Genomic DNA, 17,281 nt, shown 5'->3' with positions numbered 1-17,281 from the left:
CCCTGCCCGACGTTCAATCCGAAAGCCGCGCCGTCCGGCGGCCGGCGGCGCTCCGCCGCAGGGGGTCTGCTCAGGAGCCGACAGGGAGGGGGAAGGGGCTGGCGGGAGTGCAGGACCAACCCCGGGACCCTCCGGCCAGTGGCGCGGCCACAAGGCAGTCGCCCGTCCAGATTGCAGGGCTTGCCATGAGCGAGACAGCGGGCAGGTTGCGGGGGACGGACGCAAGTTGTGCCAGTCCCGCCGGGCCCAGGGCGGCGACGCGCAGATCCCCCGTCGGGCTGGCTTCTGGCGGCACGATCGTCCAGCGGTCCCAGATCATGGGGCCATCGGATCGGACCGGGACCGACAGCCCCGCCACCGCCCGCATCTCGCGCGTCACGCGGACGCCGCCCGGAGCCGCGCCCCAAGGTTCCGGCAGGAGCGTACAGCCGCCCAGAGCGGCCCGGCGGCCGCGTTGCACGAGCGCCGCAGCCCGGAGCAGCGCCTCCCAGCGGGGCTTGCCGCTGCCGCCGATCCATTCCAGCGCCGCGCGCAGCAGCCGGCCGGCCGTCTCGTCCGCCTGCAGATGCAGGCAGCGCGGGGAGAGAAGCACATCGCCCTGCTCGATCCGCAGATCGGTCTGCGCCCGGCCGATCGCAGCCGCCTCGAGCACCTCCCTCGCCCGAGCCATGTGGCCGGCTGTCCGGCAGAGGCGCTCCCGCGTCAGCCCAAGCGGGGCGAGTGCCTCCATGAGCCTGCGGGCCCGCGCCCGGTCGTGGCGAAGATCGTCGTTGGAGGGATCGTCGATCCATGTCTTTCCGCGATCTGCCAGCCAGCGCCGCAACCCGGCCCGCGGAAGATCGAGAAAGGGGCGGCCCCAGGCCACACCGTCCGCCATCCACCACGCGCGCATCCGGGCCAGTCCGTCCACACCCGACCCGCGGGCGAGCCGGAGCAGGACCGTCTCGGCCACGTCGTCGGCCGTATGCCCGAGCAGGACGAGTGACACGCCCTCGCGCAGAGCCCATGCGCTCAGGAGACGCCGGCGCGCCTGTCGCGCCGCCTGCTGGAGGTTTCCATGTCCGGGCGCATCCGCCCAGGGCAGGATGGCGTGCCCAACCCCCAGGCCGGTGCAGACCGCGCCGACCTGGCGCGCTTCTGCGTCCGATCCCGCTCTCAGCCGGTGATCGACAGTCGCTGCCGTCAGCGGGAGGCTCCGCTGCCTTGCCAGGAGGGCTGCCGCGTGGAGAAGCGCCATGCTGTCGCTACCCCCTGACACCGCGATGCCGATCCCCCCACCGGCCGTGGGATACAGGTCCAGAAAGGCGGCAAGAGCCGCGACCGGGTCCGCCGCGGCTCGGTCGGTCAAGGGCAGCCGAGACTGTCCCGCTCGCTGCGCGCCTGCGCCACGAGGGGCGAAGCCGGAAACCGCGCTTCGATCTCCGCCAGCGTCACGCAGGCATCGGCTCCCTGGCCAAGGCGCCCGAGATTGCGCCCCAGCGCCAGAAGCGCATCGGCTGCCAGGGCGCCGGACGGGTCCGCCGAGAAGGCGTCCAGATAGGCCCGCGCGGCGTTGTCCGTCTCCCCCAGCGCGTCGAGGGCCTCTCCACGGGCCATTTGCGCCCGCGCCGTCAGGGGGCTGCCCGGATAGGCCTGGACAAAGGCCGCAAAGCCGTCAGCGGCGCCGCGAAAGTCACGGTTTGCGAGCGCCTCCTGCGCCCGCTCGAAATCCGCCTGTTCGCTGACGGCCAGGTCGGGGCCGGTATCGGGAAGGGGGGTCGGCGCCACCGGCTGCGCCGCCTCTGGCAGGGGTACCACAGCGGCATTGTCCACCCCGCCCAGGGACGGGGTCGTGCCGAGATTGGCGATGTCGCAGCCTGGCTCGATCTCGCACAGGCGGAATTCGATGTCGCCCAGCCGGTTCGTGCCGTCGGCCGTGATCCGGTTGATGCGGAACTCGAGCTCCTCGGTCTTGGCGGTCAGGCGTTGAAGCTCCGACTCGATGGCGTTGAGCCGATCCAGCGGCGTGCCGCCCGGCACGCCTGCGGCCAGCGCACCGGAGGCGCTCAACTCTGCCCGCAACCCGTCGATCTGACCGGCGAGAGCGGCCACCTGGGCGCGAATGTCCGCCAGGGTCTGCGGATCGGCCTGCGCCTGCACCGCCACGGGCCAGGCGATCAGGAGCAGGGAAGCGAGGCGGCGCATCAGCTCAGTCCTGCCGCCGCAATCACCGTGACGGCCCGGCGGTTCTGTGAATAGCAGCTTTCGTCCGAGCAGGTCGCGACAGGCCGCTCCTTGCCGTAGGAGATGGTGCGGATCCGGTTGCCGGGGACACCCTGCGAGATGAGGTACTCACGAACTGCATTGGCGCGTCGTGCTCCCAGGGCGACGTTGTATTCGCGCGTGCCCTGCTCGTCGGCATGGCCTTCCACCACGATCTGGTAGGAGGCGTTCGACAGCAGCCAGCGCGCCTGACCGTCCAGCGTCTGGATGGCCTGGGGCGACAGGGTGGATTGGTCCACCGCAAAGAAGACCCGGTCGCCCACGGTCTGCTGGAAATAGGCCGGCGAGGTCGGATCGGAGGGTCCTCCGAGCCCGCCGGTGCCCACGCCCGGCACGCCCGCCCCGGGCAGGCCCGCCGCGCCGCCGGGACCGCCGATCCCGCCTGCGCCGCCCGCGCCGCCAGGGCCGAAGCGGTCGGGCCTCGTGCAGGCCGACAGCCCCAGCGACAGGCCGATCGCGGCCACCAGCATCCACTTCGTCATGGGTCCACCCCCTCCATCCATCCTATCGCGCCCACCGGACGCGTGCCAAGCCTCAGGGCAGCAGCGGTCCCCAGGACGGATCGGCCGCCATGCCGATCCCCGGAACCTGCCGCAGGTTCCGCCCCGACACATCCACCGTGTAGAGCGACGGTGCCCCCTGCGCGCCCTGTGTCTCTCGCGTGAACATCAGCACGCGCCCGTTCGGCGCCCAGGTGGGCCCCTCATCGAGGAAGCTTGCCGTCAGCAGCCGTTCCTCCGAGCCGTTCGTCCGCATGACCCCGATATGGAACCGGCCGGCATGCTGCTTGGTGAACGCGATCAGGTCGCCGCGCGGCGACCAGACCGGCGTGGAATAGCGCCCCTCGCCGAACGAGATGCGCTGAGGCTCGCCGCCGCCGGCGCCCATCACGTAGAGTTGCTGCGTTCCCGACCGGTCGCTCTCGAAGACCAGGCGCGAGCCGTCGGGCGAGAAGGAGGGCGCCGTTTCGATGGAGGGTGCGGAACTGAGCCGCGAGGACGAGCCCGAGCCCAGATCCGTCGCGTAGATGTCCGTGTTCCCGCCCGTGGAGACGGAATAGACGATCCGCCGGCCGTCCGGGGCGAAGCGCGGAGAAAAGGTCATCTCGCCCGGTGCGGTCGGCACGCGGGCCCGCGAGACGGTCGCCACGTCGATCAGGTAGATCGCGGGCTGACCCGATTCGTAGCTGGTATAGAGGACGCGATCTCCGCGCGGGCTGAACCGGGGTGCGAAGAGGAGCGTGGACGCGTCGGTGAGATACTGGACGTTCGCCCCGTCGTAATCCATCACGGCCAAGCGATGGGTCCGCGCGTCCTTGGGGCCGGACTGGGAGACGAAGACCACGCGGCTGTCGAAATAGCCGCCTTCGCCCGTGATGCGGGAATAGACCGCATCGGCGACCTTGTGGGCCATGCGTCGCCAGCCTGCTTGTGTTCCGGCAAACTGGAGCCCCTCACCGAGTTCGGCGCCCGCGAAGATGTCGTAGAGGCGGAACTTGACGACCAGGTTTCCGCCTTGGACGCCCACCGCTCCGGTGACGAGGGCCTGCGCATTGATCGCCCGCCAGTCGGGATAGTTCGGCGCCTGACCGAAGGATGACGGCACCGAGATGAACGCCGAGGCGGGGATCTGGCGGAACAGGCCTGTCCCGACCAGATCGGCTGCCACGAGGCCTGCGATGTCGCGTGCGGCACCTTCGGCTCCGCCCGTCTCGACCTGGAACGGCGCGATGGCAAAGGGGATCGGCTCCACCACGCCCTGCGTGACGTCGATCCGCAACGGCCCCTGTGCGCGGGCAGGTGCGGCGACGAGCGCGGGTGCGGCCAGCGCTGCACCCGACAGGAACAGGAAACGGCGGCGGGAAGGCATGGCAAACCTCTTGCAAGGGGGGCGGCCTGGGGGGGTCATCGGATCGTCATCGCCTCCGGGTTGAAGGTCATCTCCACGACCCGCCATTGCTCGTACTTCTCGGCGGGGAGGGGGAAGCCGTCGCCCTGGCAGCGCAGGATCGCGCGGCGCGCCGACGCGAAGGCGCTGTCGGCAGCCGAACTCGACTCGGCATTGTGGGTGAGCAGACGGATGTCGCCCGCCACCTTCGCGTCCCGCCCGAGCTCGAAGGCGACGGTCACCGTGACACGACCGGCCTGGCTGCCCGGATCGACGATCCAGCATTGCTGGACGGCCACGCGGAAGGCATCCCGCTCGGCGCCTGTCATCGGCGGACCGGGATCGGCCCTCTGCGCACCCTCTCCCGACTGGCCCGAGGCGGCGGCCGAGGATGCGGCAGCCAAGGCGGCCGCCACGGCGTCGTCCACCGCAGGCTCCGGTCGCGCAGGAGCCGCTGCCGGCTCGGTGGGTGGTGTCGGCCGCTCGGCTGCGGCGGACGCGGCCGCCACCTGCGTCTCGGCGGGCTGCGTCGCTGCGGGACGCGCCGGACGCGAGGCCGGCCGGACAGCCCGGGCCACCGCCGTGATCGGCGGCGCGGGCGTAGGCGGCTCGGGGGCCGCGGCTGGCTGCTCGGCCTCGGTGACGATCTCGGTTGCCGCCTCCGGCGGTGCGGCCTCCTCCTGGGGCGGGGTCGGTTCGGGATCGGGGGCAGGGGCCGGTTGCGCGGCCGCCTGCTGGACGGGGGCCGGTGCCGCCTCGCTTGGGGGTGCCGCCTCGGGGGCGACGCGCGGCGCCGGCCGCGGGATCGGTCGCGGCGCCTGCGCCACCGCAGTCACAGGGGGCGGCGGGGGTGGGGGTGGAGCAGGTTCCGGCACAGCCGGAGCCGGCTCCGGCGCGGGCGGCGGCGGAGGCGGCGGCTCGGGCACGACGCTGACCGGCTCGGGTGCGGGCGGCGGCGGCTCGGGTGGCGGGGGCGGAGGGGCTTCCTCGGCGGGCGCCGGCTGCGGCTCGGGCGCCGGTGCGGGGGTGGGTTCGGGCTCGGCCGCCGGCGGAGCAGGGGGCGTCTCGGCGGGGGGGGGCGCCGGAGCGGTCTCGCCCTGGATCTCCGGCCGCGGTGCGGTGCGCTGGACCAGCGCCGCGAATTCGGCGCCCGAGACCACCGTCACCGGCGTGACCCGGAAATCCAGGGGTTCGGGACGCATGCCGGGCCCGAACAGCACGAGGCCGATCAGAACCGCATGCGCAGCGGTCGAGATATAGCCCCCGGGAGACACGATCGGTCAGCCTTCCGTGATCAGGGATGCGCCCATGTCGGGCCCGCCTGCATCCGTCACGAGGCCGATATCGTTGAAGCCCCCGGCATTGAGCGCGCCCATGACCTGGGCCACACGGCCCCAGGCATTCGCGCCGTCGGCGCGCAGATACACCCGCCGCGACGTGCGCTCCGCGGCGATTGCGGCCAGGCGGGGGATCAGCTCGCTTTCGGGCACCTCGGTGGTCTGGATCATGATGCGCCCGTCCCCGGTGACGGTGACAGTCAGCGGCTCCTCCTGGTCGAGGGGCAGCGCGTTCGCCGCCGTCTGCGGCAGCTCCACCGGCACGCCGACCGTCAGCAGGGGGGCTGCCACCATGAAGATGATGAGCAGCACCAGCATCACGTCCACGAAGGGCGTGATGTTGATCTCGCTCATCGGCTGGGCGCGTCGTCCCCTTCGGCGACGCGATCCGCCGGACGGATCAGAGGTCTGAAGGCTCGCGCCCATGCTCCGTCCTCCTCAGGCCGCTGCGTCGAGCTGGCGCGACAGGATGGTGGAGAACTCGTCGGCAAAGGCCTCCCAGCCCGCCACGATCCGGTTGGAATCGCCCGAGAACTTGTTGAAGAAGATCACGGCCGGGATGGCGGCGAGCAGCCCCAGCCCGGTGGCGAGAAGCGCCTCGGCGATCCCCGGCGCCACCACGGCCAGATTGGTGTTCTGCTCCTGCGCGATCCCGATGAAGCTGTTCATGATGCCCCAGACCGTCCCGAAGAGGCCGATGAACGGAGCGGTGGAGCCAACGGTCGCCAGCACGCCGAGACCCTTCTGGAGGCGCTCCGACTCGCGAGCGATGGCCACGTCCATGGCCCGGTCGATGCGGCTCTGCGCTCCCGCGATGAGACCCCCGTCGTCGCGATGCGACCTGCGCCATTCCGTCATGCCGGCCGCAAAGACCCGCTGGGAAGGACCCTTGGGATCGGGCCCGATCGCGTCGTAGAGCCCGTCGAGCGGCTGGCCCGACCAGAAGGCGGCGTCGAACACCGCAGCCTCGCGCCGGGTGCGGCGATATTGCCACCACTTGTCGATGATGATGGCCCAGCACCACACCGAGGCCAGCACCAGCATGATCATGATCGCCTTCACCACGAGGGTGGCGTGGGCGAAGAGTCCCCACATCGAGTAGTCGGTCGCCGCGTCCATGCTGACTGCCCTCTGCCGCCGGGTCCGCGCCTCTCGGGGGCGCGCTTCGGAGGCTGGGGATAACGCAGGCGGGAGGCGAAATCCAATAACCTCCGCGACAGCGGGGCCGATCGTGACCTGTCTGTGGCGCCCGCGCGCCGGCCGCGTCGTCAGGACGGGGCGAGCAGATCGGCGGGAAGCCGCCGGGGTCGACCGTCGGAGCCCAGCGCCACAAGGGTGACCCGCGCCCGAAAGAGAACCTCGCCGTCGCGCAGGACCTCCTGGAGCAGGACGAGGCGCGCCGTCGTCGCCTCCGCCGGTGCCGTCGCGACCTCCAGCCGGTCGTCGAACCGTGCGGGCCGGAGATAGTCGGCCTCGATCTGCCGGACGGCGAAGACGAGACCCGATTCGCGGTGCAGCCGGAGCTGGTCCACCCCGCGCGCCCTCGCCCACTCGGTCCGGGCGCGCTCGATGAAGCGGAGGTAGTTGGCGTAGTAGACGATCCCCGCGAGGTCCGTGTCCTCGTAGTAGACGCGCAAGGCGAAGCGGTGTGTCATGGTGCGCCCCTCTAGCGGAGCGCCCGGCCCTTGACGATGGCCGCCTCGCCCCAGCGGCTCCGGATCGCATCGGCGGCCCGTTCGGCCGCACGACGCCGCGCTGTATCGGGATCCAGAAGGTCGCCCAGCCGGTCCGCATCCACAGCCGGACAGATCCCGCCGAGGCCCACGCCGAGCAGGCGGAAGGGTCCGGCTTCCGGAACCGAGTCGAACAGGAGGCGCCCGGTCCGGTAGAGCGTGTCCGCCATCTGGGTGGGCTCGCGCAGGGTCGTGCGGCGGGTCAGCAGGCTGTGATCGGCCCTCTTGAGCTTGAGGAGGACCACCCTGCCGGCCAGACCGCGGGTCTTGGCTCGTGCCGATACCTTCTCGGACAGCCGCCAGAGATGCCCGTCGAGGCGGTCATGGTCGAGCAGGTCGGCCTCGAACGTCAGCTCGTGAGAGATCGAGCGGATCGGGCGATCCCGGCAGACCGGCCGCGCGTCCTCGCCGCGCGCGAGGTGCCAGAGCCGCTCTCCGAGGGAGCCGAAGCGCGTGCGGAGCGCCTCGATGTCCCATCGCTCCAGATCGCGGATGCGGTGAATGCCCGCGCGGGCCAGCGCCTGCCGTCCGGCCTCCCCCACACCCCACAGGTCGCTGACCGGACGCGCGGACAGGCGCTCCACCGCCTCGTCCCGGGCGAGGACGGCGAAGCCGCGCGGCTTGTCGAGATCGGAGGCGAGCTTGGCCAGGAACTTGTTCTCGCTCAGCCCGATCGAGAGGGTCACGCCCACCTCCCGCTCGACGGCCAGCGCGAACCGCGCGAGCACGAGGGCGGGGGGCGCGGCATGCACGCGCTCGGTGCCCCGCAGATCGAGAAACGCCTCGTCGAGCGACAGCGGTTCCACCCGGTCGGTCAGACCCTCCATCAGCGCTCGGATCGCGCGCGACGCCTCCTCGTAGGCGGCAAACCGCGGTCGCACCACGGCGGCCTCGGGGCAGAGACGGACCGCCTGTACCATCGGCATCGCCGAGCGCACCCCCCGCAGCCGTGCAAGGTAGCAAGCCGTCGAGACCACGCCCCGCACCCCCCCGCCCACGATCACGGGACGGTCCCGCAGGTCGGGATTGTCGCGCTTCTCCACCGCGGCATAGAAGGCGTCGCAGTCGCAATGCGCGATCGCGAACGACCAGAGCCGCGGGTGGACGAGCATTCGCGGCGAGCCGCAGGAGGGGCACCGGCTGCCGGCCGGCGCATCGAATCGCTCAAGGCAGTCGCGGCAGAGGGCAGGCATGACTTATCCTAGGGCGGACGACCCTCGCGACGCCACCGACTTCGTGGGCGCGAAGGGCGCTCTCCTGTTCGGCTCCCGCATGCTCTGGCTGCTGCGCGACGACCGGCCAGACCTGCCCTTCGCCGGGCTCTGGGACCTTGTCGGCGGGGGCCGCGAGGGCCCGGAAACTCCGCGCGAGACCCTGATCCGCGAGGCGCGGGAGGAGACGGGTCTCGATCTCGAGGCGGCCGAATGGCTCTGGCAGCGTCCCTTTCCGGCCATGGGAGCGCCCCACCGGACGGGATGGTTCTTCGTCCTGCAGCTGCCCGAGCATCATGCGGCCCGCATCACTCTGGGCGAGGAGGGGCAGGGCTGGCTCCTCGCGCAACCGGCCGATTTCGTCCGCCATCCCCAAGCCGTACCCGCGCTGCGCGACCGTGTGGCCCTGTGGCTTTCTGTCCTTGGACACCGGCCCGAGGCGGGCTAGCGTCCCGGGCGTCGCAACGGAGCAGGCCATTCATGGACATCCAGACACCGATCGGCGCTGTTCCCGGCTTCACGCTCGTGCTGGGACTCTTTGCGCTTCTTCTCATCGTGGCGATCTTCCGCGGGATCCGGGTCGTTCCCCAGTCGGAGAAGTATGTGGTCGAACGGTTCGGCCGCCTCCGCGCCGTCCTGTCGCCGGGTCTCAATCTCATCGTTCCGTTTCTTGACCGGGTGGCGCACCGCGTGTCGATCCTTGAGCGGCAGCTCCCCACGTCCAAGCTCGATGCGATCACCTCCGACAACGTGCTCGTCAGCGTGGACACCTCCGTGTTCTACCGGATCATCGAGCCCGAAAAGACGGTCTATCGCATCCGCGACGTGGACGCGGCGATCACCACGACGGTGGCCGGCATCGTACGCTCCGAGATCGGCCGGATGGAACTCGATCACGTCCAGTCCAACCGCTCGCAGCTCATCGCGGCCGTCAAGGCGCAGCTTGCCGACCAAGTGGACGACTGGGGCATCGAGGTGACGCGCGCCGAGATCCTCGACGTCAATCTCGACGAGGCCACCCGCGCCGCCATGCTCCAGCAACTCAACGCCGAGCGCGCCCGGCGCGCGCAGGTCACGGAGGCCGAGGGTCGCAAGCGCGCGGTCGAGCTCCAGGCCGATGCCGAACTCTACGCGGCCGAGCAGCGCGCCAAGGCGCGCCGGGTCGAGGCCGATGCCGAAGCCTATGCGACCGGTGTCGTGGCCGAGGCGATCGGCCGCAACGGCATCGAGGCGGCCCAGTATCAGGTTGCGCTCAAGCAGGTGGACGCGCTCAACGCCCTGGGCCAGGGCGCAGGCCAGCGCACCATCGTGGTCCCCGCCGCCGCGCTTGAAGCATTCGGCGATGCGTTCAAGCTCCTGGGGGCGCGGCGGCCGTGACGTGGTGGGCCGAATGGTGGGTCTGGATGGCGCTCGCGGTCGCGCTGGGCATCCTCGAGGTCGTCCTTCCGGTTTTCGTCTTTCTGGGCTTCGCGGTCGGAGCCGGGGCCACCGGGCTTCTGCTGCTGTTCGGCCTCGACTGGAGCTTCGGCGCACTGGCGCTGCTCTTTGCGGTGATCTCGGGTCTGGCCTACCTCGTCCTGCGCCTTGCTCTGGGAGGGCAGGGGGGCAGCGCCCGGATTGTCCGGCGCGACATCAACGACGATCCCTGAAGACATCCGGCGGAGGCGTTCTGCAGGACGAGGGCGCGCCTCCGGAGGAAGCGCGCCCCCCGCTCCGCGGGCCACGGTCGCGGAGCTGGTCGGGTCACCCCGCCTAGCGGGGACGCACCCGACCCGAATCCGATTGCCGCAGGGCCGCCTCCGCCAGCGCAGCCTCGATCCAGTCGCGGGGCGCATCCGCCGGTGCCGCGAGGCGGCAGGGATAGCGGTAGGTGACTCCACCCCGCACCACATCCACCCGTGCCTCGAAGCGCCCATGGGCCGCATCGTAGCGCAGCGATTTCAGACGCACCCCCATGATCATCCCCTCCTGCTCGCCTTCACCGGACAAACGAGCAGCCGGCGAAAAGGTTGCACGCGATCTGCGTCGGCATGCGACGGAACGCGCAGCCCCCGCAGGCGTTGATGCACCGAAGCCGGAGACGCTCCGGCGATCCGCGCACCGGCACCACAAGCCCGCAGGACAAGGTTTTCGACGAGTGCGCGGGTAACGAGTACGGGGGGTCGCGCCGCCCGGCGCGATCCCCCTCCGTGTCACGGCAGATCGGACAGGATGGCCCCTAGCGCCCGAACAGGGTCCGCGGCCTGCCAGATGGGGCGCCCGACCACCACATGGTCCGCGCCGGCGGCCAGGGCGGCACGCGGGGTCTCGGTCCGCTTCTGGTCTCCGGCCGCGACTCCGGGAGGGCGGATGCCGGGGGTCACGATCAGGCGGCCATGGGCCTGCGGGAGGGCGCGGATCGCTGCCGCCTCGCGGGCCGAGGCGACGACGCCATCCGCCCCCGCCTCGAAGGCGCGGCAGGCCCGCTCGAGAACGATCTCCTCCAGCCCGCCCGCCCGGATGAGACCCTCGTCGAGATCGTTGCGGTCGAGCGAGGTCAGGATCGTCACGGCGAGAATGCGCGTGGACGACCCGGCCGCTCCGGCCGCCGCCGCGCGGACCACCTGCGGGTCGCCGTGCACGGTCAGCAGGTCGAGGTCGAAGCGCGCCAGACCACGAACCGCCGCCTCGACGGTGGCGCCGATGTCGAACAGCTTGAGATCGAGAAAGACCCGCTTGCCCCGCTCGTCCTTGAGTTCCCGCGCAAGCGCGAGCCCTCCTCCGGTGAGCATGCCCAGACCGATCTTGTAGAACGAGGCCAGTCCGCCCAGACGGTCGGCCAGGGCCAGGCCCGAGACCGCGTCCGGCACGTCGAGGGCGACGATGAGCCGGTCGTCGGCACGGGGCGCGGGCGAAGGGTCCTGCATGGGCGTCTCCGGAACTGCCGGTCCTGCCGTTATGCGGCCCGGATCGTCCGCGCAAGCGCGAGGCGTCCCGTCGTGCTGGACCCGGAGGCGTCCCGCAGGCATGGTGGGGGGACACGGGCTGGAGACACGACATGGGACGGGTGATCCGGCGACAGGACGGCGAGCGGGCCGATTTCGGCAGCTTCGGCGCCCGGTTCCTTCTCGATGCGGGCGCCTCGCAGGGGGGCATCGCGCTGGTCGAGCACTGGGTGCCGCCGCGGACGCTGGCCGCGCCGCTCCACCGGCACGGGCGCGAGGACGAATACACCCTCGTCCTGCAGGGCCGCATGGGGGCGCAGCTCGGCGAGGATGTTGTCGAGGCGGGAGCGGGCGAGGTCGTGCTCAAGCCGCGGGGCGAATGGCACACCTTCTGGAATCCCGGCGACGAGGAATGCCGGCTGATCGAGATCATCGCGCCGGGGGGGTTCGAGGGGCTGTTCCGCGCCATGGCGGCCGATCCCGACGCCATGCTGGGCGAACGCGCGGCTGCGCTCGATGCGCGGTTCGGGCTCGAGGTGGACTACGACAGCATTGCCCCGCTCTGCGCCCGCCACGGATTGCACTTCCCCGCCTGACAGATCTTGCGGGAGACCTCCCGCCATCACACATCCACGCCGAGGCCCAGGGGGACGCGCCGCAATGCGGGCGTCTCCGGCCGGGGTGCTTGGAAAGGAGAAACCATGAACTTGGAGAAGTTCACGGAACGCTCGCGCGGGTTCCTTCAAGCCGCGCAGACCATCGCGATCCGCGAGAGCCACCAGCGCGTGATGCCGGAGCATCTGCTCAAGGCGCTGATGGACGATCCCGAAGGATTGGCGGCCAACCTGATCGACCGCGCCGGCGGCTCGTCGGCCCGCGTGCGCGAGGCGGCCGACCTGGCGGTGGCGCGCCTGCCGCGCGTGACCGGCGATGCAGGACAGGTCTATGTGGACACGAGCCTCGGCCGCGTTCTCGACGAGGCGGAGCGCGTCGCACAGAAGGCGGGCGACAGCTTCGTGCCCGTGGAGCGGATGCTCACCGCGCTCGCGCTCGTGCCGTCCCGCGCGCGCGAGGCGCTCGAGCAGGGCGCCGTGACCGCCCAGAAGCTCAACGCCGCCATCAACGACCTGCGCAAGGGGCGCACGGCCGACACCGCCTCGGCCGAGGAAGGTTATGACGCGCTCAAGAAGTATGCCCGCGACCTCACCGAGGCGGCGCGGGAAGGCAAGATCGACCCGATCATCGGCCGCGACGAGGAGATCCGCCGCGCCATGCAGGTGCTGTCGCGCCGGACCAAGAACAACCCCGTCCTGATCGGCGAGCCGGGTGTGGGCAAGACCGCCATCGCCGAGGGGCTTGCCTTGCGCATCGTCAACGGGGACGTGCCCGAATCGCTGCGCAACAAGCGGCTGATGGCGCTCGACATGGGCGCGCTGATCGCAGGTGCGAAATATCGCGGCGAGTTCGAGGAACGCCTGAAGGCCATCCTCAAGGAGATCGAGGCCGCCGCGGGCGAGATCATCCTCTTCATCGACGAGATGCACACGCTGGTCGGGGCGGGCAAGGCCGACGGCGCCATGGATGCCGCCAACCTCGTCAAGCCTGCGCTTGCTCGCGGCGAGCTGCACTGCATCGGCGCCACCACGCTCGACGAATACCGCAAGCATGTCGAGAAGGACGCAGCGCTCGCCCGTCGCTTCCAGCCCATCTTCGTCAACGAACCCACGGTCGAGGATACCGTCTCGATCCTGCGCGGCATCAAGGAGAAGTACGAACTCCATCACGGCGTGCGCATCTCGGACTCCGCGCTCGTGGCGGCCGCGCAGCTCAGCCACCGCTACATCACCGACCGCTTCCTGCCCGACAAGGCGATCGACCTCGTGGACGAGGCGGCCTCCCGGCTGCGCATGGAGATCGACAGCAAGCCCGAGGAGCTCGACGCGCTCGACCGCCAGCTTCTGCAGATGCAGATCGAGGCGGAGGCCCTCAAGAAGGAGGACGATGCCGCCTCGCGCGAGCGGCTCGAGCGGCTGGAGCGCGAGATGGCCGACCTGCGGGAGCGGTCTGCCGAACTGACAGCCCGCTGGCAGGCCGAGCGCGAGAAGCTCGAATCTGCGCGCAGCCTCAAGGAGCGGCTGGACGCGGCGCGGGCCGAGCTCGATCGCGTCAAGCGGGAAGGCAATCTCGCCCGTGCGGGGGAGCTGGCCTATGGCGTCATTCCGTCGCTCGAGCGCGAACTGGCCGAGGCGGAGTCGACCGAAGGACTGATGGTCGAGGAGGCTGTGCGCCCCGAACAGATCGCCGAGGTCGTGGAGCGCTGGACGGGCATTCCCGTCTCCAAGCTGCTCGAAGGCGAGCGTGAGAAACTGCTGCGGATGGAGGAGGAGCTGGGCAAGCGCGTCGTCGGCCAGGAGGCGGCCGTGCGCGCCATCGCCAATGCCGTGCGCCGGGCGCGGGCGGGCCTCAACGACGAGAACCGCCCCCTGGGGTCGTTCCTCTTCCTGGGCCCGACCGGCGTGGGCAAGACGGAACTGACCAAGGCGGTGGCCGAGTTCCTGTTCGACGACGACAGCGCGATGGTGCGCATTGACATGTCCGAGTTCATGGAAAAGCACGCCGTCGCGCGGCTGATTGGCGCGCCGCCGGGCTATGTCGGCTACGACGAAGGGGGTGTTCTGACCGAGGCGGTCCGCCGCCGGCCCTATCAGGTCGTGCTCTTCGACGAGGTCGAGAAGGCCCATCCCGACGTGTTCAACGTCCTGCTGCAGGTGCTCGACGACGGCGTGCTGACCGACGGACAGGGGCGCACGGTGGACTTCAAGCAGACCCTCATCGTGCTGACCTCCAATCTCGGCAGCCAGGCGCTCAGCCTCCTGCCCGAAGGCGCCGACTCGTCGCTTGCCCGCCGCGAGGTGATGGAGGCGGTGCGGGCCCACTTCCGGCCCGAATTCCTCAACCGGCTGGACGAGATCGTGCTGTTCGACCGGCTTGACCGCGCCGACATGGCCAAGATCGTCGAGATCCAGCTGCGGCGTCTGGAGGCGCGGCTCGCCTCGCGCAACATCACCCTCGATCTCGACGAGGCTGCCAAGGCGTGGCTGGCCACGGAAGGCTACGATCCCGTGTACGGGGCGCGTCCGCTCAAGCGGGTGATCCAGTCCGCGCTGCAGGACCGGCTGGCCGAGGCGATCCTGTCCGGGGACATCCGCGACGGGGAAACCGTCCGCGTGACTGCCGGTCCGGAGGGGCTGATCGTCGGAAACCGCGTCGCGCCTCCCCGCGACAGCGGTCGGCCCATGCAGGCCGTGGTGCACTGAAGTCCCGATCCCGGAATGCGGAAACCCCCGGCGGAGCGATCCGCCGGGGGTCTTGGCTCGGTGGCGCCGGGCGATCAGCCTTCCGGCGGCATGATGACGGAGTCGATCACGTGGATGACCCCGTTGGACGCCTCGATGTCGGGTTGCGAGATCATCGCGTCGTTGATCATCGGCCCGCCTTCGAGCGTGAAGGTCACTTCGGAGCCCTGAACCGTCTCCGCCGTCATGCCTTCGGTGAGATCCGAGGACATCACGCGACCGGGCACCACGTGATAGGTCAGGATGTTGGCCAGCGCTTCGGGATCGGCCAGCAGCGAATCGACGGTGCCTTCGGGCAGGGCCGCGAAGGCTTCATCGGTCGGCGCGAACACGGTGAAGGGTCCTTCGCCCCGCAGGGTCTCGGTCAGGCCGGCCGCCTCGACAGCGGCGAGGAGCGTGGTGAAGTTGCCGGCATTCTGCGCGGTGTCGATGATGTCCATGTCCTGAGCGAACGCGGCCGTGCCAAGCGCGAGGGCGCCGGCGGACGCCAGAAGGGTCGTACGAAGCATGTCGAGTCTCCCTTGATTGCGTAATGCCTGGAGGCGCCGAGGCGCGCTCCGGCATCGCAGGGGCTACGGGGAGTCTTTCCGGCCGGATCAGTCGCCCATCGCCCCGGCGGCGGTCGAGAGCCGCCGGACGCGGCTTTCCGCCGAGACCGCAGCACGGCAATGTGAGGTGCGTGAAACTCTCCGGCCGTCCATCCGTGTCTGGACGCGAACGGATTCCGGACGGGAGGATCCCATGGCCCATCGCTGGCGCAACGATCTCACGCGGGCGGATGTGACGCCGCCGGGGCTCTGGACCGACCGGCGCCGTCTTCTCGTCTCGGGTGCGGCCGCCGCCGCTCTCGGCCCGGCTGTCGCCATTGCCGAGGAACGGCTCGAGCCCAACAGCTTCGAGGAGATCACCACCTACAACAACTTCTACGAATTCGGCTACGACAAGACCGATCCCGTCCGTCATGCCGCGGCCATGGTCACGGAGCCCTGGTCCGTCCGGGTCGACGGGCTGGTGGAGCGACCGGGCGAGTACGCCCTAGCCGAGCTGCTCGAGGGTCTCGAAGCCGAGGAGCGGATCTACCGGTTCCGCTGCGTGGAGGGCTGGTCGCGCGTCGTGCCGTGGCTGGGGGTGGAGCTGGCGGACGTGCTCGAGCGGATCGGAGTCCGGGGCGAGGCGCGCTATGTGGCGTTCGAGACCACCGTTCAGCCCGACGCCATGCCGGGCGTGCGACGCGGCGTGCTCGACTTCCCCTATGTCGAAGGGTTGCGGCTGGACGAGGCCCGCCACCCCCTCACCCTTCTGGCAACGGGGCTCTACGGCCAACCCCTGCCGAACCAGAACGGGGCGCCGATCCGCCTCGTCGTGCCGTGGAAGTACGGCTTCAAGTCCACCAAGTCGATCGTGCGCATCACGCTCGTGGCTGAGCAGCCTCCCACCACCTGGAGCCGGATGGCGCCCCAGGAATACGGCTTCTATGCCAATGTGAACCCGAACGTGGATCATCCGCGCTGGAGCCAGGCCACCGAACGGCGCATCGGCGGGGGCCTGTTCTCGCGCCGCCAGCCGACCCTGATGTTCAACGGCTACGAGAGCGAGGTCGCATCCCTCTACGAGGGCATGGACCTGTCGCGCCACTACTGACGTGGCGCTGTCCGACGCGATCAACCGGGCCGTCCGGCACGTGCCGGTCTGGCCTCTCTATGCCGGTGGGATGGTGTGGCTGGTCTGGCTGTTCTGGCGCGCGGCAACGGACCCTGCCCTGATCGAGCCCGTGGACTGGCTCGAGCGGGCCTACGGGCTTGCGGCCCTGCAGCTGCTCGTGGCGTCCCTTGCCATCAGCCCGGTTCGGCGGCTCGCCGGCATCAACCTTCTGCGGTTCCGGCGCGCCACGGGCCTGCTCGCCTTCGCCTTTGCCGCCGCCCATGTGGCCGTCTGGGCATTGCTGGACCTCCAGGCGGTCTCGGCGATCATGGCCGACATCGTCAAGCGTCCCTACATCACGGTGGGATTCGCGGCCTTCGTGCTGCTCGTGCCCCTGGCACTGACATCCACCGACGGAGCGATCCGCCGCATGGGCGGGGTGGCGTGGCGGCGTCTGCACCGGCTCGTCTATCCGGCCGCATTCCTCGCGGCGCTCCATTTCCTCTGGCTCGCCCGGGGGTTTGCCCTCGAGCCGCTCGTCTATGGCGGGCTGATCCTGACCCTGCTTGCGGCGAGACTGAAGCCGCGGGACTGGATTCGCCGCCAGGCGTCGCGGGCGGGTGGCGGCGTCAGGGGCGCGTGAGCCGACCGGCCTGCGAAGCCGGGATGAAGGTCAAGCCCCTGATTCCGAGGCATTCCTGACCAACCGGAAAAAAGTTGCAACTTTTGTGACGGACCCTCTTGCGGAGGGCGGGCCCCATCCGTAAATACCCGCTCACCGACGACGCCGGGGGCGCCGCCGAGACGCCGAGGGCCGGACGACAGACCGGCAGCGAGGCGGACGATCTCGGAGATGATCCGCTCTGCCGCAGCCCTTCGGGGCGATGGGGAAGGGTCTTCGCCGAAACCTGCTCTTTGACAGTGATGGTA

The 17,281-nt window shown here is 70.6% G+C and carries 19 protein-coding genes; 7 read left to right on the top strand and 12 right to left on the bottom strand.

Annotation, left to right across the window (positions count from 1 at the left end):
- Positions 1 to 70 precede the first annotated feature (70 nt).
- From tilS to GT358_RS05775, 9 genes are all read right to left on the bottom strand, one after another.
- A complete protein-coding gene (gene tilS, locus GT358_RS05815) occupies positions 71 to 1,348 on the bottom strand; it encodes a tRNA lysidine(34) synthetase TilS (RefSeq protein WP_166581659.1) in 1,278 nt (425 codons plus the stop codon).
- Positions 1,345 to 2,184, bottom strand: coding sequence for a tol-pal system protein YbgF (gene ybgF / locus GT358_RS05810; protein ID WP_166581658.1), 840 nt, complete (start codon positions 2,182 to 2,184; stop codon positions 1,345 to 1,347). The genes tilS and ybgF overlap by 4 nt, the downstream gene beginning before the upstream one ends.
- On the bottom strand, positions 2,184 to 2,744 hold the full coding sequence (gene pal / locus GT358_RS05805) for a peptidoglycan-associated lipoprotein Pal (protein ID WP_166581657.1): 561 nt from the start codon (positions 2,742 to 2,744) through the stop codon (positions 2,184 to 2,186). Before pal ends, ybgF begins: the two co-directional genes overlap by 1 nt.
- A 52-nt stretch (positions 2,745 to 2,796) precedes the next feature.
- Positions 2,797 to 4,131 carry a Tol-Pal system beta propeller repeat protein TolB gene (tolB, locus tag GT358_RS05800; RefSeq protein ID WP_166581656.1) on the bottom strand — a complete coding sequence of 445 codons (1,335 nt, stop codon included), beginning with the start codon at positions 4,129 to 4,131 and terminating at the stop codon, positions 2,797 to 2,799.
- A 35-nt stretch (positions 4,132 to 4,166) separates the two neighbouring features.
- Positions 4,167 to 5,423, bottom strand: a complete 1,257-nt coding sequence (locus tag GT358_RS16850; protein WP_371416229.1) for a hypothetical protein — start codon at positions 5,421 to 5,423, stop codon at positions 4,167 to 4,169.
- A 6-nt stretch (positions 5,424 to 5,429) separates the two neighbouring features.
- On the bottom strand, positions 5,430 to 5,912 hold the full coding sequence (locus GT358_RS05790; protein ID WP_166581655.1) for an ExbD/TolR family protein: 483 nt from the start codon (positions 5,910 to 5,912) through the stop codon (positions 5,430 to 5,432).
- Between the two features lie 12 nt (positions 5,913 to 5,924).
- Entirely contained in the window at positions 5,925 to 6,605 is a 681-nt protein-coding gene (gene tolQ / locus GT358_RS05785) for a protein TolQ (protein WP_208103364.1), read from the bottom strand.
- Between the two features lie 149 nt (positions 6,606 to 6,754).
- On the bottom strand, positions 6,755 to 7,141 hold the full coding sequence (gene ybgC / locus GT358_RS05780) for a tol-pal system-associated acyl-CoA thioesterase (protein WP_166581654.1): 387 nt from the start codon (positions 7,139 to 7,141) through the stop codon (positions 6,755 to 6,757).
- 11 nt (positions 7,142 to 7,152) lie between these two features.
- Positions 7,153 to 8,412 carry a DNA polymerase IV gene (locus GT358_RS05775; RefSeq protein ID WP_166581653.1) on the bottom strand — a complete coding sequence of 420 codons (1,260 nt, stop codon included), beginning with the start codon at positions 8,410 to 8,412 and terminating at the stop codon, positions 7,153 to 7,155.
- Between GT358_RS05775 and GT358_RS05770 the strand changes: the two genes are divergently transcribed.
- From GT358_RS05770 to GT358_RS05760, 3 genes are read left to right on the top strand one after another with little or no spacing between them, the layout of a single operon-like run.
- Positions 8,411 to 8,878 (top strand): NUDIX domain-containing protein, encoded by a 468-nt coding sequence (locus tag GT358_RS05770; protein WP_166581652.1) that lies wholly within the window; start codon positions 8,411 to 8,413, stop codon positions 8,876 to 8,878. The two genes, GT358_RS05775 and GT358_RS05770, sit on opposite strands and share 2 nt — an antisense overlap.
- A 32-nt stretch (positions 8,879 to 8,910) precedes the next feature.
- Positions 8,911 to 9,807: an SPFH domain-containing protein gene (locus GT358_RS05765; protein ID WP_166581651.1), complete on the top strand. Its 897-nt coding sequence runs from the start codon at positions 8,911 to 8,913 to the stop codon at positions 9,805 to 9,807.
- On the top strand, positions 9,804 to 10,079 hold the full coding sequence (locus GT358_RS05760; RefSeq protein WP_371416228.1) for an NfeD family protein: 276 nt from the start codon (positions 9,804 to 9,806) through the stop codon (positions 10,077 to 10,079). Before GT358_RS05765 ends, GT358_RS05760 begins: the two co-directional genes overlap by 4 nt.
- Before the next feature lie 103 nt (positions 10,080 to 10,182).
- Here the strand turns inward: GT358_RS05760 and GT358_RS05755 are convergent, their stop codons facing one another.
- Positions 10,183 to 10,386, bottom strand: coding sequence for an orotidine 5'-phosphate decarboxylase (locus GT358_RS05755; protein ID WP_166581650.1), 204 nt, complete (start codon positions 10,384 to 10,386; stop codon positions 10,183 to 10,185).
- A gap of 236 nt (positions 10,387 to 10,622) precedes the next feature.
- Positions 10,623 to 11,336 (bottom strand): orotidine-5'-phosphate decarboxylase, encoded by a 714-nt coding sequence (pyrF, locus tag GT358_RS05750; protein ID WP_166581649.1) that lies wholly within the window; start codon positions 11,334 to 11,336, stop codon positions 10,623 to 10,625.
- Between the two features lie 131 nt (positions 11,337 to 11,467).
- Here pyrF and GT358_RS05745 point away from each other — a divergent pair, with 131 nt between their 5' ends.
- Together GT358_RS05745 and clpB are read left to right on the top strand one after the other, a co-directional pair.
- Positions 11,468 to 11,950: a cupin domain-containing protein gene (locus GT358_RS05745; RefSeq protein WP_166581648.1), complete on the top strand. Its 483-nt coding sequence runs from the start codon at positions 11,468 to 11,470 to the stop codon at positions 11,948 to 11,950.
- 105 nt (positions 11,951 to 12,055) lie between these two features.
- Positions 12,056 to 14,671: an ATP-dependent chaperone ClpB gene (gene clpB / locus GT358_RS05740; RefSeq protein ID WP_166581647.1), complete on the top strand. Its 2,616-nt coding sequence runs from the start codon at positions 12,056 to 12,058 to the stop codon at positions 14,669 to 14,671.
- Between the two features lie 74 nt (positions 14,672 to 14,745).
- Here clpB and GT358_RS05735 read toward each other — a convergent pair whose 3' ends face one another.
- Positions 14,746 to 15,219 (bottom strand): fasciclin domain-containing protein, encoded by a 474-nt coding sequence (locus GT358_RS05735; protein ID WP_166581646.1) that lies wholly within the window; start codon positions 15,217 to 15,219, stop codon positions 14,746 to 14,748.
- Between the two features lie 232 nt (positions 15,220 to 15,451).
- Here GT358_RS05735 and msrP point away from each other — a divergent pair, with 232 nt between their 5' ends.
- Together msrP and msrQ are read left to right on the top strand one after the other, a co-directional pair.
- On the top strand, positions 15,452 to 16,351 hold the full coding sequence (msrP, locus tag GT358_RS05730; RefSeq protein ID WP_166581645.1) for a protein-methionine-sulfoxide reductase catalytic subunit MsrP: 900 nt from the start codon (positions 15,452 to 15,454) through the stop codon (positions 16,349 to 16,351).
- A gap of 1 nt (position 16,352) precedes the next feature.
- Positions 16,353 to 16,994: a protein-methionine-sulfoxide reductase heme-binding subunit MsrQ gene (gene msrQ / locus GT358_RS05725; RefSeq protein ID WP_166581644.1), complete on the top strand. Its 642-nt coding sequence runs from the start codon at positions 16,353 to 16,355 to the stop codon at positions 16,992 to 16,994.
- Positions 16,995 to 17,281 lie beyond the last annotated feature (287 nt).

This window comes from Rubellimicrobium sp. CFH 75288, from assembly GCF_009904055.1.
Taxonomy (GTDB): Bacteria; Pseudomonadota; Alphaproteobacteria; order Rhodobacterales; family Rhodobacteraceae; genus Rubellimicrobium.
Note: the sequence above shows the minus strand (reverse complement) of the source record. Positions and strands in the feature narration are given on the sequence as shown.

Excerpts from the sequence above, each read along its gene's own strand:
- ybgF (WP_166581658.1), bottom strand. The coding sequence starts at position 2,184 with ATGCGCCGCCTCGCTTCCCTGCTCCTGATCGCCTGGCCCGTGGCGGTG.
- pal (WP_166581657.1), bottom strand. The coding sequence starts at position 2,744 with ATGACGAAGTGGATGCTGGTGGCCGCGATCGGCCTGTCGCTGGGGCTG.
- tolB (WP_166581656.1), bottom strand. The coding sequence starts at position 4,131 with ATGCCTTCCCGCCGCCGTTTCCTGTTCCTGTCGGGTGCAGCGCTGGCC.
- GT358_RS05790 (WP_166581655.1), bottom strand. The coding sequence starts at position 5,912 with ATGGGCGCGAGCCTTCAGACCTCTGATCCGTCCGGCGGATCGCGTCGC.
- tolQ (WP_208103364.1), bottom strand. The coding sequence starts at position 6,605 with ATGGACGCGGCGACCGACTACTCGATGTGGGGACTCTTCGCCCACGCC.
- ybgC (WP_166581654.1), bottom strand. The coding sequence starts at position 7,141 with ATGACACACCGCTTCGCCTTGCGCGTCTACTACGAGGACACGGACCTC.
- GT358_RS05770 (WP_166581652.1), top strand. The coding sequence starts at position 8,411 with ATGACTTATCCTAGGGCGGACGACCCTCGCGACGCCACCGACTTCGTG.
- GT358_RS05775 (WP_166581653.1), bottom strand. The coding sequence starts at position 8,412 with ATGCCTGCCCTCTGCCGCGACTGCCTTGAGCGATTCGATGCGCCGGCC.
- GT358_RS05765 (WP_166581651.1), top strand. The coding sequence starts at position 8,911 with ATGGACATCCAGACACCGATCGGCGCTGTTCCCGGCTTCACGCTCGTG.
- GT358_RS05755 (WP_166581650.1), bottom strand. The coding sequence starts at position 10,386 with ATGGGGGTGCGTCTGAAATCGCTGCGCTACGATGCGGCCCATGGGCGC.
- pyrF (WP_166581649.1), bottom strand. The coding sequence starts at position 11,336 with ATGCAGGACCCTTCGCCCGCGCCCCGTGCCGACGACCGGCTCATCGTC.
- GT358_RS05745 (WP_166581648.1), top strand. The coding sequence starts at position 11,468 with ATGGGACGGGTGATCCGGCGACAGGACGGCGAGCGGGCCGATTTCGGC.
- clpB (WP_166581647.1), top strand. The coding sequence starts at position 12,056 with ATGAACTTGGAGAAGTTCACGGAACGCTCGCGCGGGTTCCTTCAAGCC.
- GT358_RS05735 (WP_166581646.1), bottom strand. The coding sequence starts at position 15,219 with ATGCTTCGTACGACCCTTCTGGCGTCCGCCGGCGCCCTCGCGCTTGGC.
- msrP (WP_166581645.1), top strand. The coding sequence starts at position 15,452 with ATGGCCCATCGCTGGCGCAACGATCTCACGCGGGCGGATGTGACGCCG.